The sequence below is a fragment of the Paraneptunicella aestuarii genome (assembly GCF_019900845.1).
GTDB classification, from domain to species: Bacteria; Pseudomonadota; Gammaproteobacteria; order Enterobacterales; family Alteromonadaceae; genus Paraneptunicella; species Paraneptunicella aestuarii.
Genome location: NZ_CP074570.1, coordinates 655,182 through 669,328, shown reverse-complemented (window position 1 = coordinate 669,328; position 14,147 = coordinate 655,182). Strand labels below are relative to the sequence as shown.

General features: G+C 42.1%; 14 protein-coding genes. 8 read left to right on the top strand and 6 right to left on the bottom strand.

The genetic code is table 11. The annotated features are described in order from the left end of the window. Window positions 1–44 precede the first annotated feature (44 nt). The 6 genes from KIH87_RS02820 (at window position 45) to KIH87_RS02795 (ending at window position 6,114) form a co-directional block, all read left to right on the top strand. Window positions 45–1,874, top strand: a complete 1,830-nt coding sequence (locus KIH87_RS02820; protein ID WP_232360028.1) for an ABC transporter ATP-binding protein — start codon at window positions 45–47, stop codon at window positions 1,872–1,874. Window positions 1,875–1,973: 99 nt separating this feature from the next. Next, window positions 1,974–2,210 carry an addiction module protein gene (locus KIH87_RS02815; RefSeq protein ID WP_232360027.1) on the top strand — a complete coding sequence of 79 codons (237 nt, stop codon included), beginning with the start codon at window positions 1,974–1,976 and terminating at the stop codon, window positions 2,208–2,210. Beyond that, window positions 2,168–2,524, top strand: a complete 357-nt coding sequence (locus tag KIH87_RS02810; RefSeq protein ID WP_232360026.1) for a type II toxin-antitoxin system RelE/ParE family toxin — start codon at window positions 2,168–2,170, stop codon at window positions 2,522–2,524. Before KIH87_RS02815 ends, KIH87_RS02810 begins: the two co-directional genes overlap by 43 nt. A gap of 90 nt (window positions 2,525–2,614) precedes the next feature. Further along, complete coding sequence (locus KIH87_RS02805; protein ID WP_232360025.1) at window positions 2,615–2,947, top strand: type II toxin-antitoxin system RelE/ParE family toxin; 333 nt, start codon at window positions 2,615–2,617, stop codon at window positions 2,945–2,947. Then, window positions 2,934–3,248, top strand: coding sequence for a helix-turn-helix domain-containing protein (locus KIH87_RS02800; RefSeq protein WP_232360024.1), 315 nt, complete (start codon window positions 2,934–2,936; stop codon window positions 3,246–3,248). Before KIH87_RS02805 ends, KIH87_RS02800 begins: the two co-directional genes overlap by 14 nt. Window positions 3,249–3,360: 112 nt before the next feature. Next, the gene (locus KIH87_RS02795; RefSeq protein WP_232360023.1) at window positions 3,361–6,114 is read left to right on the top strand and encodes a P-loop NTPase fold protein; all 2,754 of its coding nucleotides are present in this window, start codon (window positions 3,361–3,363) and stop codon (window positions 6,112–6,114) included. Here KIH87_RS02795 and KIH87_RS02790 read toward each other — a convergent pair whose 3' ends face one another. The 4 genes from KIH87_RS02790 to KIH87_RS02775 form a co-directional block, all read right to left on the bottom strand. Next, window positions 6,115–6,918 carry a hypothetical protein gene (locus KIH87_RS02790; RefSeq protein ID WP_232360022.1) on the bottom strand — a complete coding sequence of 268 codons (804 nt, stop codon included), beginning with the start codon at window positions 6,916–6,918 and terminating at the stop codon, window positions 6,115–6,117. It lies immediately after the preceding gene. A gap of 60 nt (window positions 6,919–6,978) precedes the next feature. Then, window positions 6,979–7,269, bottom strand: coding sequence for a hypothetical protein (locus KIH87_RS02785; RefSeq protein WP_232360021.1), 291 nt, complete (start codon window positions 7,267–7,269; stop codon window positions 6,979–6,981). Between the two features lie 214 nt (window positions 7,270–7,483). Then, window positions 7,484–7,720 carry a hypothetical protein gene (locus tag KIH87_RS02780; RefSeq protein WP_232360020.1) on the bottom strand — a complete coding sequence of 79 codons (237 nt, stop codon included), beginning with the start codon at window positions 7,718–7,720 and terminating at the stop codon, window positions 7,484–7,486. Window positions 7,721–7,858: 138 nt separating this feature from the next. Next, window positions 7,859–8,530, bottom strand: coding sequence for a hypothetical protein (locus KIH87_RS02775; protein WP_232360019.1), 672 nt, complete (start codon window positions 8,528–8,530; stop codon window positions 7,859–7,861). A 294-nt stretch (window positions 8,531–8,824) separates the two neighbouring features. Here KIH87_RS02775 and KIH87_RS02770 point away from each other — a divergent pair, with 294 nt between their 5' ends. Next, window positions 8,825–9,628 carry a kinase gene (locus KIH87_RS02770; RefSeq protein WP_232360018.1) on the top strand — a complete coding sequence of 268 codons (804 nt, stop codon included), beginning with the start codon at window positions 8,825–8,827 and terminating at the stop codon, window positions 9,626–9,628. A 277-nt stretch (window positions 9,629–9,905) separates the two neighbouring features. Next, entirely contained in the window at window positions 9,906–10,385 is a 480-nt protein-coding gene (locus KIH87_RS02765; RefSeq protein ID WP_232360017.1) for a hypothetical protein, read from the top strand. 4 nt (window positions 10,386–10,389) lie between these two features. Here KIH87_RS02765 and KIH87_RS02760 read toward each other — a convergent pair whose 3' ends face one another. Continuing rightward, window positions 10,390–12,993 carry a serine/threonine-protein kinase gene (locus KIH87_RS02760; RefSeq protein ID WP_232360016.1) on the bottom strand — a complete coding sequence of 868 codons (2,604 nt, stop codon included), beginning with the start codon at window positions 12,991–12,993 and terminating at the stop codon, window positions 10,390–10,392. A 20-nt stretch (window positions 12,994–13,013) separates the two neighbouring features. Beyond that, entirely contained in the window at window positions 13,014–14,009 is a 996-nt protein-coding gene (locus KIH87_RS02755) for an FHA domain-containing protein (protein WP_232360015.1), read from the bottom strand. Window positions 14,010–14,147: the final 138 nt, after the last annotated feature.

The following is a 14,147-nucleotide window of genomic DNA, read 5'->3' as shown; positions in this document are numbered from 1 at the left end:
TCGCATCACATTTTTTTTTAACAATATGACATCAGGCCAACGCCATGCTGAGTTTTTTTGAAAAGCTGTTAAATCCCTTCCCGGAAAAAGAACCGGAAACGCCACCGGATACCCTGCTTGCTTTTTGCTTACATTACACCAAGGGCATGGGCTTGCCATTACTGCTTATCGGCATACTCACAGCGCTTTTAGCCTCTGCCGAGGTGGCACTATTTGGCATTATGGGGCAGCTTGTTGATTGGCTATCGACGAAAGATCCCGCCACCTTTTTTGCAACCGAATGGCAGAAAATCGCAGCATTCGCCGTGGTTATGTTAATCATTCTGCCAACACTCAACTTCTTTCAATCTGCCCTCATTCACCAAACTATGTTGGGCAACTACCCCATGATTATTCGCTGGCTGGCGCACCGATATTTGCTGAAACAAAGCTTGTCATTCTATCAAAATGACTTCTCCGGACGCATTGCCACCAAAGTCATGCAAACGTCATTGTCCATTCGCGAAACCATCATGAAACTGGTGAATGTGTTTGTTTATGTGAGCATTTACTTTGTCTCTATCATTGCGCTGCTCGCCATGGCCGACATTCGATTGATGATGCCGATGGCAATATGGTTTTTCATTTATTTAGGTATACAAATCTACTTTGTTCCGAAATTAAGCCAAATATCCCAGGAACAAGCTGATGCTCGTTCAGTTATGACAGGCCGCATCGTCGACAGCTACACCAATATTCAAACGGTGAAACTGTTCGCACACACTCAACGAGAAACCGATTACGCGCAAGAAAGCATGGAAGGCTTTTTAGGCACGGTACACAAGCAAATGCGCTTAGTGACCGGCATTCAATTGTCGCTGGAAGTATCGAATTACCTGCTGGTATTTATGGTCAGCGCATTGTCTATTTACTTGTGGTCAATAGAGAGCATTACCGTGGGTGCTATTGCCATCGCCATTAGTTTAGCGCTGCGATTAAAAGGCATGAGCCATTGGATCATCTGGGAGGTCAGCTCTCTGTTTGAAAATATGGGCACAACAATCGATGGCATGAAAACCATCAGCCAGCCCAGAGAAGTCATGGACAAACCCGACGCTCCCGTCATGCCCAAAGCCACAGGCAAAATCGTCTTTGACGATGTCAGCTTTCATTACGGCAAAGGCAGTGGCCTAATCGATCATCTCAACCTGAACATTCAACCGGGTGAAAAAGTCGGCTTGGTCGGACGCTCAGGTGCTGGTAAATCCACCTTGGTGAACTTATTGCTACGCTTCTACGATGTAGAAAAAGGCACGCTATTAATAGACGGCTACAATGTCTCCGACGTTCAGCAAGAATCCCTGCGCGCCAACATTGGCATGGTGACACAAGACACCATGCTGTTGCATCGCTCAGTACGCGACAATATTCTCTACGCCAAGCCCGAAGCCAGCGAAGAAGAGCTCATTGCCGCTTGTAAGAAAGCCGAAGCCTGGGACTTTATTCAAGATCTCACCGATCCCGATGGCAACAAAGGGCTTGAAGCGCAAGTAGGCGAACGCGGCGTAAAACTCTCAGGCGGACAACGTCAACGTATCGCCATCGCCCGAGTTTTACTCAAAGACGCACCAATTCTGGTACTGGACGAAGCCACCTCAGCGTTAGACTCAGAAGTCGAAGCCGCGATTCAAGACAACCTGTACAAACTCATGGAAGGCAAAACCGTTATCGCCATCGCCCACCGCCTGTCTACCATCGCCGCGATGGACAGACTGATCGTCATGGACTCAGGTCAAATCGTAGAGCAAGGCACTCACAAAGAACTGGTAGCCAAAGAAGGCATTTACGCCCAACTTTGGGCGCATCAAACAGGTGGATTTTTGGGGAATGATTAAGTACAAGCACAGCTACATTAGTGCAATTTTTATACTCGTACATCAATGATATCTATGCCATTATTTAGCTATTAACAATTGTAGCTTCAGGAAATAACGATGGATTTTAGAGAACTACTCGAAGAAGCAAACAATTTAGAACAAAAAGAGAGGGCTGAACTGGCAAAACTCATGCTGGACTCATTAGACTCAAAGGGGACTAGCAATACCGATGATGTAACGGAAACAGCTTGGCTACAACTTGCTCAAGCGAGATGGGAAGAGATAGACAACGGAACTGTGGAGCCTCAAGGATGGGACGACATAAAATCACGACTACTGGCAGGGAAAAATTAACTTCGATATTCTTTCATCCTGATGTTTATATCGAATTATCCCGATCATTTGGATGGTACGAATCAAAAGCTCAAGGACTAGGCAGCAAGTTTATCTCAAATATCGAAGCACAACTTGAAGTTATTAAAAACTTTCCAGATATTCGAAATAAGCTTCCAGAAAACTTCCGCTCTGCTCCCTTAAACACCTTCCCTTACTCCATTATCTATAGAAAAAGTGGCAGCGAGATTTTCATTATCGCAATCACTCACCAAAAACCTCATCCCAGACGTTGGTTAAAGAGGCTCATTAAATCTCAACTATTCGTACCTTAGCACACAGCATCAATCAGGGAGTAAATTCCAACCTATTTGCCTTACCTAAACCTCTTATTGACAACTATACGTTAGGAGCGTACATTTTGCATGGAAAGCATATTTATTGAATCAACCCTATTTGAGAAACACAGAAAAGATTACCTAAGCGATGAAGATTTTCGCCTCCTGCAAGCTCAACTCATGTATTACCCAGAGCAAGGGGACGTAATTCAAGGCACTGGCGGCTTGCGCAAAGTCAGATTTGCGGGAAAAGACAAGGGCAAACGAGGTGGCTTTCGTATTATTTATTACTATCTCAGCCATTATCGGCGTTTCTATTTACTAACAATTTACGCCAAAAATGAAATGACCGATTTAACCGCAGCCCAAAAGAAATTATTGAGAGAATTTATGGAGAAATGGATCGATGAACAATCGTAATTTGTTTGCAGAACTCAGTTCATCACTTGTTGAAGCGAAAGCTCACTCAGAGGGCAAGTTAACGCTGAAAAACCACAAGGTAAACCACGTTAATGAACTGGATATTTCACCAGAAGAAATCGTCAGCATTCGTGAAAAGTACAATATGTCGCGCGGCGTGTTCGCACGCTTGATGCACACATCGGCAAGAACATTAGAAAACTGGGAACAAGGCCGAAGTGTCCCCAACGGACAAGCCATCACACTACTAAGACTGGTACAACGCCACCCGGAAACATTGGGTTATATTGCGGAGTTGTAGGAAAGCCACCACAAGTCAAACTAAGGATTGAAATATAACCAAAATTAACTATTCTGATTCCCTTAAAAAATCATCTGAATCAAAAGCTCGATAAAGATACAAGGGAAGCAGAGTGGCAAACGAAACCTCAAACCAGGCCAATGACGGGTATATCTTTAATGTATTGCACGAAGAAGTATCCGATACCGATGCCTTTGAAGAAAAAACCCATGAACGGATAAGCCAGTCGCTCTACTCCCTAATCACTACCGCGAGAAAAGCATGCACTATAGGATTAGAAGGGGCTTGGGGTTCTGGTAAATCGACCGTTATCAATCTGCTACGTAATAAATTAAAAGCCGATCAAAATGATGACGCTAAAGAAAGAACGCTCTTCTACGTATTTGATGCTTGGGCGCATGATGGCGACACGCTTAGAAAAACCTTTCTGGAAGAGCTTATTTTAGAGGTAGCCAAAGATAACAATATTAAATCCAAACAACTTGACCCAAGACTGAAAGAGATAAGAGAGCGAGCAAGTGGTCGAAAGAAAACCATTACAACAGAAAACACCAAACAAATATCAAACTATGCCAAGTGGCTAGCAGTATCCATACTTGCATTTCCGCTAGGAGCAACACTTTTATCAAAAGTAGATTTTGATAAGCTCTACGCCCCTTGGGACAAGATAGCAGGAGATATCAACTGGCTATTCTTCTTTGGCATTGTATTTACATCACTCCCCTTTGTTATCACCCTATTCAATGCAATTAGAAGCTACATCGATCCCGATTATTCATTTGCCTTACTCAACCCCAACCATAAAGAAACACTAACCCAAAGTATCACCCAAGACATTGACCGCACATCCATAGAATTTGAAGGGTTCTTCAAAAAAATCATGTCTTACTTGTTAACGGGAACAAGACGGCAATCCTACACCAGAGTCATATTAGTCATAGATAACCTTGACCGCATAGACGCAGAACATGCCAAAAATATCTGGATTACTCTGCAAACCTTTTTTCAGCATCGCTCTGGAAATGTTAACGCGCAAGATAGCGACTGGCTTGATAGAGTTTGGTTTATCGTGCCCTTTGACCGTGATGGATTGAGCAAAATTTGGGACGGAAATTCCCCACATCCTCAAGTTGTATTATCAAACAAAGACGAATTCGGACTTCAAGCCACTTACGATTACAGTAATACGAGAGCTCAGCTAGCCGATTCTTACATAGACAAATGTTTTCAAATCGTTGTAGAAGTCCCCCAGGCAATCCCGAATAACTGGATTGGTTATCTAAAAGAGAAAATGCAAGAAGCGTTTTCAAATTCCTACTCTAAAAGTGAAGTCGATATACTTATTGACACATTTATTGGATATGAAAGCAGCTTGGAAATTTCCCCCACACCAAGAAAAATCAATACTGTTATCAATAGAATAGGTATGTTGGGATTGCAGTGGGGGCAACAATTTAGCATGCAAGCTTACTGTTTATATGCATTGCTACGGCAAGCAAATAACAGTGCCGAATTACGTCAAAAACTCGTTAGCAAAAACATATCTCTAAGCTTTTTAAATATTGATACTTCGGCTCTTTATCCTGAACTCTCCGGGCTATTTTTTGGCGTACCAAAAGAACAGGGTATGCAGTTGCTGTTAGTGCCAGTAATTGAACAATATATCGAAGAAGAAAAATATGATTATTTGAAGGAGTTAGTGTTAAATCACAATCAAGCTTTTTGGATAGCATGGGGTATATTTGATAATCAAAATGCTCCTGATAAAAAACCAAGTCTATATAAGAGAGAGTATGCTTTTCTGAAAAGTGCTATTTACTTAATATCAAAACTATTTAATGACAATGAAATAAGTGAGCAAACAAAAAACAACGCTTTTTTACGTCGCACCATCTCTAGTCTATCGTTAGAGGGCATTTTACATTGGACTTCAAACTATCAAAATCTAGAGCATGATTACTACCCACTTATAGACCCCCTCATCTCTCTAACAAAACAAAAACAAGTGATTGAATTCGAAAAGATAGGAATGAATATTTCTCAGGCAATGTTAGAAATAACTCAAGATTACAAAGATGGTGCAAGTGAAAATATAAAGGTCGAGAACCTTAACAAACTTATTGAACTATTTGAGAACAGCTCACTTCAATTCAAAATACAATCTCGCCACTTCTTAAAACATGAAACTTGGGAGAAATGGATTAAAAAACATGGCAAAACAGCCCCAATTTGCAGTTATATTCGATATTCAAGTGGAATTATTTCCTATCTATATCCGGATACATCCATAGATCACCTAGCTTTCGAAATCAGGCTATCAAACCTCTATTCATTGTTAGAATATATTCAGGATGAAAAGGAGTTAAACTCTCTAATATCGAGAATTCTACACACCTATAGTCATAGTGTCAGATCAGAAATATTCGGAAGAAACAAAAAAGAAAGAAGTGATGAAGTATCCATACCTTATAGCTATACAAACTATAAATTATTGCTCCATGCTATTATGAATCACCCATCACTAGAACAAGTAAGCTCTGTATATGGCAGCATGAACACTGAACAATTCTGGAAAGGGGGGATTGAACCTGGTTTTTCATCTCCGTTATGCCTCTTAACTGCCGTTGTATTTAAAGAGAATCTCTTCACCAACAAATATATTCCTGACAATATTAAAAATTTCTGGGAATCACATTCTGAATTAACGGATCGGTGGTCGAAGTATGAAAGAGAAGTAATTCAATTTCTTAAAGAGTTAAAACAGCTTAATTACTTACAAAAACTCGCCAAAATAGAAGGCTACAACTATGCCAAGCAAATTGTAGCCAATAATCCTGAATTATTTGATACAGAAACAAGCGAGTAATTACTCGATCTTGATTCGATCTTCTGAGTATTTATATAGCTCTATGTCAATGGCTTCGTCGTTGCATAGAGCGAGAATTCGGGCGCGGTCGCAGAGGATGTTTGCTGAGTAGAGATGGCTTCGGTCTTCTCCATCCCCCTCCCATTGCATCAATAGAAATTCTGCGCTTACCAAGCATTGCCATGCGTGTTGTTTTTGCAGTCCTTCGGGCATCACAATGACTAAATCTTCCAGCTTGCTAATACGGCTAAAGGCTTTGTCCATTAAGCTATCGCTGGAAAAGAATTTGTCGATAGGGGTTTGACGGGAAAACAAACTAAAGGGTAAGAATAAACAGGCGAGTACAATAAAATTATTGGAGTTTAAAACGATATTTCTGACATCCCATAGCCACCATGCAGATTCAATAGAGTTATTTGGAGACAAAGCACCATTTAACGCCACTACATTTCGATCCAAGTGAACTGCAAGATTGAACAACACTTCAATAAGAGAGAGGCTAATAGCTAACCCTATAGGCCAATGAATGATGTTTTTTCTTATTCTTTGACTAACAAATAGGGCTAAAGCAGCTAAACCACTGATACATGCCCAATACAAATAATAAACCTTATCTAACTTTTCAAAAGACAAAATCCATTGAACATAAACAATGTGAGAAATAGCAAATATTGCTGAGAAAATAACAGCCATATCAAATGCTGGAGTATGATCAGGCCGCGACCAATAATTGTAAACGGCAGCTATAGCAAACAACCATATCCAAATATTGTTAACAATAAATCCGATTGCATAATCCAGCATAGTTTTCTCACTTAATGTTTGGTGAAACTGCTTTAACCACCTTATTAAATACTTATATTGTTAATTGGGATCAGATCCTGGTGGATCACCGCTACCAATTCCCGTAGTGGACATAACAGGATCTCCACCCGGAGGATTACCACTACCAGGCCCACTTATTGAAGGATCAGACCCTGGTGGATCTCCACTTCCAATTCCTGTGACAGAAGCTTCACTTCCGCCAAAACAGAATCCCAACAGACAAAATGATTGTGAACTTGCCGCATTTAAGCTGCTCACATTCTCGTCTGCTGCACCGATACCGGGCAGAAGTATCAGCGCCATCAGGCACAATACTTTTTTAAAATTCATCAGATTAACTCCTCGTTTTCATCACTGCCCCAACTGGCAATGACGGTAACAATAGTAACCTGAGCTTTTTACAGGGCAATCATCACCCGAAAGATTAGGTAAGAATAATAGCCGAGCGAGAGAGGGATAACAAGCAAGAAAAATAATATTTGATTTTTAAGTCAGCGAGAGATATTTAATAGGATAGCAACACATCACAAGCTTTAAAATTGGCTTACTTTTCACCCAAAAAGAATTCAGCCATCGTCACATGGTGAAGATGAGCGTTTCGTACCAGAGTTTCAAGGAAGGACAAACTGTAGTTACCGCGATTAATGTAGTTAACAAAGCGCTGTAGTTCATTACTGCTTTCTGCTTCTTTACCGTATACGACCTTATAAAAGGTCTTGTAATCACCGTAGTAATCTTTCAGCTTTTTGGCAAATTGTCGGGCTGGATGTTGAGTCGCCAAAACAGCCTCCATCAAGGGTATCTAAAACGAAGCATCAATATATTGAATGGTAAAGAAAAGGTCAAAACACAATTATTTCAAAGGCTTTTAAATACAAGATCCAAAAATCATTTCTGGTTTTTAGCAACAACTAAACGGCTAAGTAGCCTTATCGTTCTTTTCCGAATAATACGTTCCCATCACCCAGTCGGCGACGGGGTAAGTAATATTAAAATTGTACTTTCCCATCAACCTGGGGTCGTGGTGGTAGGTGTGGTGTTGGCGTAGTGCTTTCATAAAGGGAAGGCGAGCAATGGGGTTGTCGGGTGGCAGGTGGTGCGCAAAGTGCAGCAATTCATAATTCAGAAAGTACAGGATGCCAGTTAAGGCGAACAGGTAAGCGACATTGCTGTTAAACAACCAGGCCAATAGCATAGCCATAGGTGTACCAAATGCCGCGAGAAAAAACACGATGAGAATAGGCGGAAACAGTACGGCTTTAAAATCACGGGAACTGTCGAATTCCATATGTTCATGGTTAAAGAACACATGATGCTGGTTGGTATGACGTTCATACACCTGCCCCAAGCCTTTGCGTTTGTGATGCATTGGCCCTCGGTGTCCGAAATATTCAGAAAAGTTGGCATATAGAAAGGTTAATGGAATGGTTAACCATTCCAAGCCACCGACATTATCCAGTTGCTGAAAACACAATACAGCGATGACGCTCGATACGGTGACAGTAAAACTAAAATGCCACCAGCCGTGGTAATGGGAACCGATATATTTTTCTCGATATTGCTGACGAAAATACTCAGGCGATGTATTCATCTGGGTTGACCTTTTGCACTAAAACTAAACCAGAAACTATCAGGAACCAGTTGAGTCATTAGTAACATAATTTTTTGATCCATCCAAAATACGTTTGCATATACGTTTTCATAAAAGCTCGGTAACAAAGAGCAACTTATTTCCCTGTTCAAAATTTGCTAAGCTTGCTTTTCAAATTCAAACCAGTATTCACTGAGGGTTGCCGCCATTAACGCCGAACTAATCCATCAATTCATCACTGAGCATAAATTACCTGAAAGCTACAACAGCACCATTCAGCAATGGTTTCTGCCCTTGGCTCAAGAATTGATGGTATTAAAGCAATCCCCGGCTCTGTCAGGTAAGCCCTTATTTATTGGTGTGAATGGATGTCAGGGTTCTGGTAAATCGACCCTGTCGGATTTTCTGCATCGCTATTTTTCGCAAGAAAAAGGCTTAAGCAGCGTGGTGATGTCACTTGATGATTTTTATTTCGATCGAAACACTCGTGCCACATTAGCGAACAGCATTCACCCCATGCTGCAAACACGAGGCGTACCGGGTACTCACGACACAGAAAAAATGCATGACGTACTAACCACACTAAAACAATCAAAAACGACTACCATTGCCGTGCCACGATTTAATAAAGCGCAAGACAATCCATATCCCGAATCACAGTGGTCGCAACTGTCCAGCCCTGTCGATATTGTCATCATGGAAGGTTGGTGTTGGGGAGTTGAAGCTCAAAGTGATGAGCAACTTCAGCAACCCGTTAATGAACTGGAGTCACAACAAGATATGGATGGAACATGGCGCAAGTACGTAAATCAATGCCTGAAAAACGACTATGAACCGCTGTATGCATTGATGGATTACTGGGTGATGTTAAAAGCACCTGCGTTTAGCCAAGTGTTCAAATGGCGTTGTGAGCAGGAACACAAATTAGCTGCCTCGCTCGCTGAAACCTCAAACACCAAGGTGATGAGCGACGCGCAAATTTGGGACTTTATTCAGTATTACCAGCGCCTGACCGAGCATGGCTTGAACACCTTACCCCCAACCTGTGACAAGGTGTTTGAACTTGGCAATGACCGGAGCATCCATTCTGTAACCTAAATAAATGTACGTAATTACGAGTCACCTATAGAAAGTGATAAGCAGACCCTCCGTCGCAGGGAAGCGACGGTGGAGCTTCCACGGATGGATTAACGGCGTGTCTGCGATAAATTTCTATTGGTGACTGATAGTTTGGAACTATTATTTAGTACCCACAATATTTCACTCTATTTCACTGCCCTTCCCTAAAAGTTAAAAATATTGCACACTCAGCGCGCAATTTATTAACCATCATTTATTAACCATAACTTATCAACTATATAAATAGAGCAAATCAATGTCAGAAAGTATTGTTGTAACGATAAACACGCTCGAGCATTCCACTGTAAATTTTGAGCTGTATCCCAATATTAATTTAGCCTGGGGAATTAAATTTTGTGGCTATGAAGACTATATTCCAACGAACGATAACGGCAACATCATTAACGGCACCACGGTGTTAAATGCCGACGCCCTTGATGTCACTTTCGACAGCAGCCAACCTTCGTTAGAACTCATTTATCGACTTAAAAATGACATGCTGTTTCGTTCTGAAGGACCAATTATGATCGACAGAAATGGCGCACCGGTCACCTTCAATTTTGCTTTGGAAGAAGATTTACGAGTATTGCATCTGGTTGTGAACTATATCGGTGACGATCCGGCTCCCGATATCCTTACCCAATTGAATTTCCAATTGGTGTGTAGAAGCGCAACCAACGAATTACTGCATTATTGCTCACAAGATCCATTGATTATTGTACGTGGCCCTAGTTGAGCACTTATCGGCAAGAATCTGGCGGAGTCTTAAACAGGGAACGATAATCGACATTACTACATAGTTCATCAAACCAGGGAAGGTTAAACCAGACCTCGCCAACCCCTTCTTTAAGCGCCTGTTCCACTTTCGCCACAGATGACACTTTCTCATTAATTTGCACGTAAACAAGCGCGGATATAAAAGCCACTTCACCATTATTTGGCACTAATTGATTGGCCTGATTTAGCATGGTAATCGCTTTTCGCGGCTCCCCCAAATGCGCCCAAGCTTGAGCCTTTAACAATAGCGAACTCAATGAATCGTCTTCCCCTACTTTTTGTAACACCTCCTGATAATAGGTTTGGGCTTGCGCAATGTTACCCAAATACCACTCTATATCAGCCAGATTGAATATTACGGACGGCATATTTGGGCTTAATTTCGCAGAACTTAAGGCTGCCGCTTGAGCTAATTGAAATTCCCTTTTTAAGGAATAGGCAATTGCCAGATTATTTAAATCCATACTTTGCGGCGTTTTAACCGTTAACGGGGCTAGAACCTCAATGGCTAACTCTAATTGCCCTTGCACCAAATAGACCGAACCGAGTAACTGTAAAGCTTGATACGATTCGGGAGTGATCGCGATCAATTTCTTTAGTGATTCAACGACCTTTTCATATTCACCCAAATACCAATAACTCAGCGCCAGATTAAACTGATTATTGGCACTAAAGCGCAATGCCAATGCTTGCTGATAGTGTTCAATCGCCTGCTCAGGTTGCTCATTCTCGAGAAAATAACTGGCACGAAGCTCTGCAAGTGTGAGTGTATCAGCTCCTCTATTTCTCGCTTGCTTAAGCAATTCCTCCGCTCCTTGCCTGTCGTCCTGATACAAAGCAATCCAGAGCATATCAATAGTGAATTGCAGGCTATTCCGATACGCCGACGGCGCCCGTTTCAATACCTGTTTTAGACTATCCAGCAGCACACCATCATTTTCACTACGATAGAGGTACAAAGCGATACGACGATAAAGGCTGTAAGCCGAATACAAAGACGGCGCTTTTTCTAGCAAAACTTGTAAACGTCGCAAGTTTTCACGAGATTCATCACCCTTGAAGAAGACATCAATATAAATGCTCAGAAACGCCTGATAATCCACGTCAGCGATTTCTATTCCTGTTGCAGTAATGCTAGAAGCGACTTCGGGTAGCAATTGCGCAAACACCGATTGTAATTCCAGAATACTTTCCCCCAGTGCATAAGTTTGCATTACCCAGGAAGATAACTGAGGGTTTTGCCAATCACCGTCACGAAACACTTTGAGGGTAATATCGCAGTATGCATCGAAGCATTGCATTTCAGGCTGAACAACCTCTGTTGCCGAGGTCTGAATAACAATATCAGTAATTGTCAGGCTATCTGAACGGTATTCACTTTGTGGTAATAATTGCGTATTACGGCCTCGAATAACCGATTGGCGTAATGTGTCATCCATTGCAGCAACCAAAACTTGCTGCTGTGCATCCGGCAGTTCAGAAACGAGCACTTTCGGGCGCAATACAGCCACATAATGAGGCTCATCAGCAACCACATCAAAAGGTTCTTGAGGCCAAAACAGCAAACCCGCCGCGCTCATCAACAGTGCAAAAAACAAAACACTCGCAATCCCCAAATGCAAGCTCTTTGCCCTTGCTTGAGCAGCAGATTGAGCCTTATTCTCTTTAAGCGAAGAATCAAGCGTTACGGTTTGTTGTTCCAGCAATTTGGCAGTCACCATCCCTTGCAAACTACGTTGTATACAATCACTAATAACGGAAAATGAGCCGGGGCGATGTTCAGGTTCTGTCTGCAAAAGTTGGTTTAGTAGATCTGAAATTGCCTGGGGAAGTTTAGGGTAGATATCGCAAGCATCAGAAAACTGACCGCGGGTCACTCGTTCCTTCAATGCTTGCACATCAGAAGTACCGTAAGGGGAATAGCCCGCAATCAGCTCATAGGCTAAAACACCAAAAGCAAATACATCCGCAGCCTTGGATACGGGTTTGGCGACTTGTTCAGATGAAGGATCAGATGTATCTAATACCGCCTTCCACTGTTCAGGAGCCATGTTAACAAGACTATAGTGTTGCGATGAGATTGATGCATTACCAGGTGCGGCAAATTGAAATGCCAAGCCAAAATCAATCACTTTGGCTTGCCCGGCGTTATTCACCAACACATTAGACGCTTTCAGATCGCCGTGCATCAATCCTGCGTCATGAACAGCCTGCATACCGTCAGCGATTTGTTTCAATAAGCCCAACTTGTGCTCTAATGTGAGCACTTTCTCGGTTTGCAGTGCCGTTAAGGACGTTCCATCAATATATTCACCAACTATCGCAAATCCATTAGAATATTCAGCTAATTCAAAGACCTGCATTACATTGGGATGATTGACCTGAGCCAACGCTCTGGCTTCGTCCTGGATCAGGGAGGCATCGGTTTTTGATAAATACAATAACTCAGACTGCAGAAGCTTGACAGCAACAGGGCGCTGGATATTTTCATCCACCGCTTTGTAGACCTTGCCCATTCCTCCTTGGGCAATAAGCGACAAGATCCGATACCCTGCAATATCAGGCATGTTTATTGTGCTGTCAGGCATCAGGAAACAAGCTGCGAAGTGGTTTCGACAGGAATCTCACATTCCAGTCTATCGGCCTTTAAGATCCTGTATTTCATCCCCCCCAACCGTAATTGGGATGGACGCCTTTCTATAAAATGAACCGCGTTATTCACTGCATTAAGAGAATTCACAAACTGTTTTCTGGCTCGGTGAACATGAAGATTAATGGTGGTTTCTTCCAGCCCCAGATCTTTTGCGACTTCTTCAACATATACCCAGCCCATCTCAGATGGCGTGAATCCTTTTTCAAGGTCAGAAGCCCTGCGTCTTGCCAGATACAAAGAGAGATAATGGTAATTTCGCACTTTCAAATCGATCTGATTAGCGCCTTTTATCACCATTAACTGAATACTTTCTTCATCTTGGCTGACATTAAATTCGGCAAGCAATTCTTCAAATCTATTATTTGTTGTATCAACCAGTCGGGTTTGGTCATTTGACGTGCCAACCCTTAACTGCCAACGCACACCCTGGATTGAAATTAGGTCTCGATCTTTCAAGCGGCGCTTTTGTAGCTCTCCGCCTTGCATTTTTTCCGCCCACCAGATGTCGTCATTTTTATACAAAACCACTTCGGGGGATTGCTGGTCGGGTAAAAGATGATAAGGATAAAGTGCGATAACTCGGCTCTGCTCAGGTTTAGCCAAGTGCGTGTCGTATAGAAACAACACATCTTCAGGAGCGGCATCATCAGCGAAAAGAAAAGCAGGGCTTTTATTGTTTCCGAAACTAATCTGAGCGCCTAATTTAAGAGGGACAAGCTCGTTCTTTTGCACACGGATCTGGTTAATCCAAACGCCATTACTGCTAACATCTTTGAGCACCCAACCTTGCTCTCTCCACTCAATAACAGCATGAAAGCGAGAGACATCTTCACGTTCAATTACAGTATCAACGGAATATTGCATGCGCCCAATGGAATGATATTGAGACAAAATAATAATGTTTTTTTGGGCATCCAGGAGATAAGCCAACTGTCATATCCTCCGACAAAATAAGAGACATTTCAGGACATACCAAGAAATTGCTTGTCCACACTTACATCGAGAATAATATTTCCAGATAGAAAAAATACCAACCTTTCTCCAACTATTTTTTAAATAGTTGTGAAA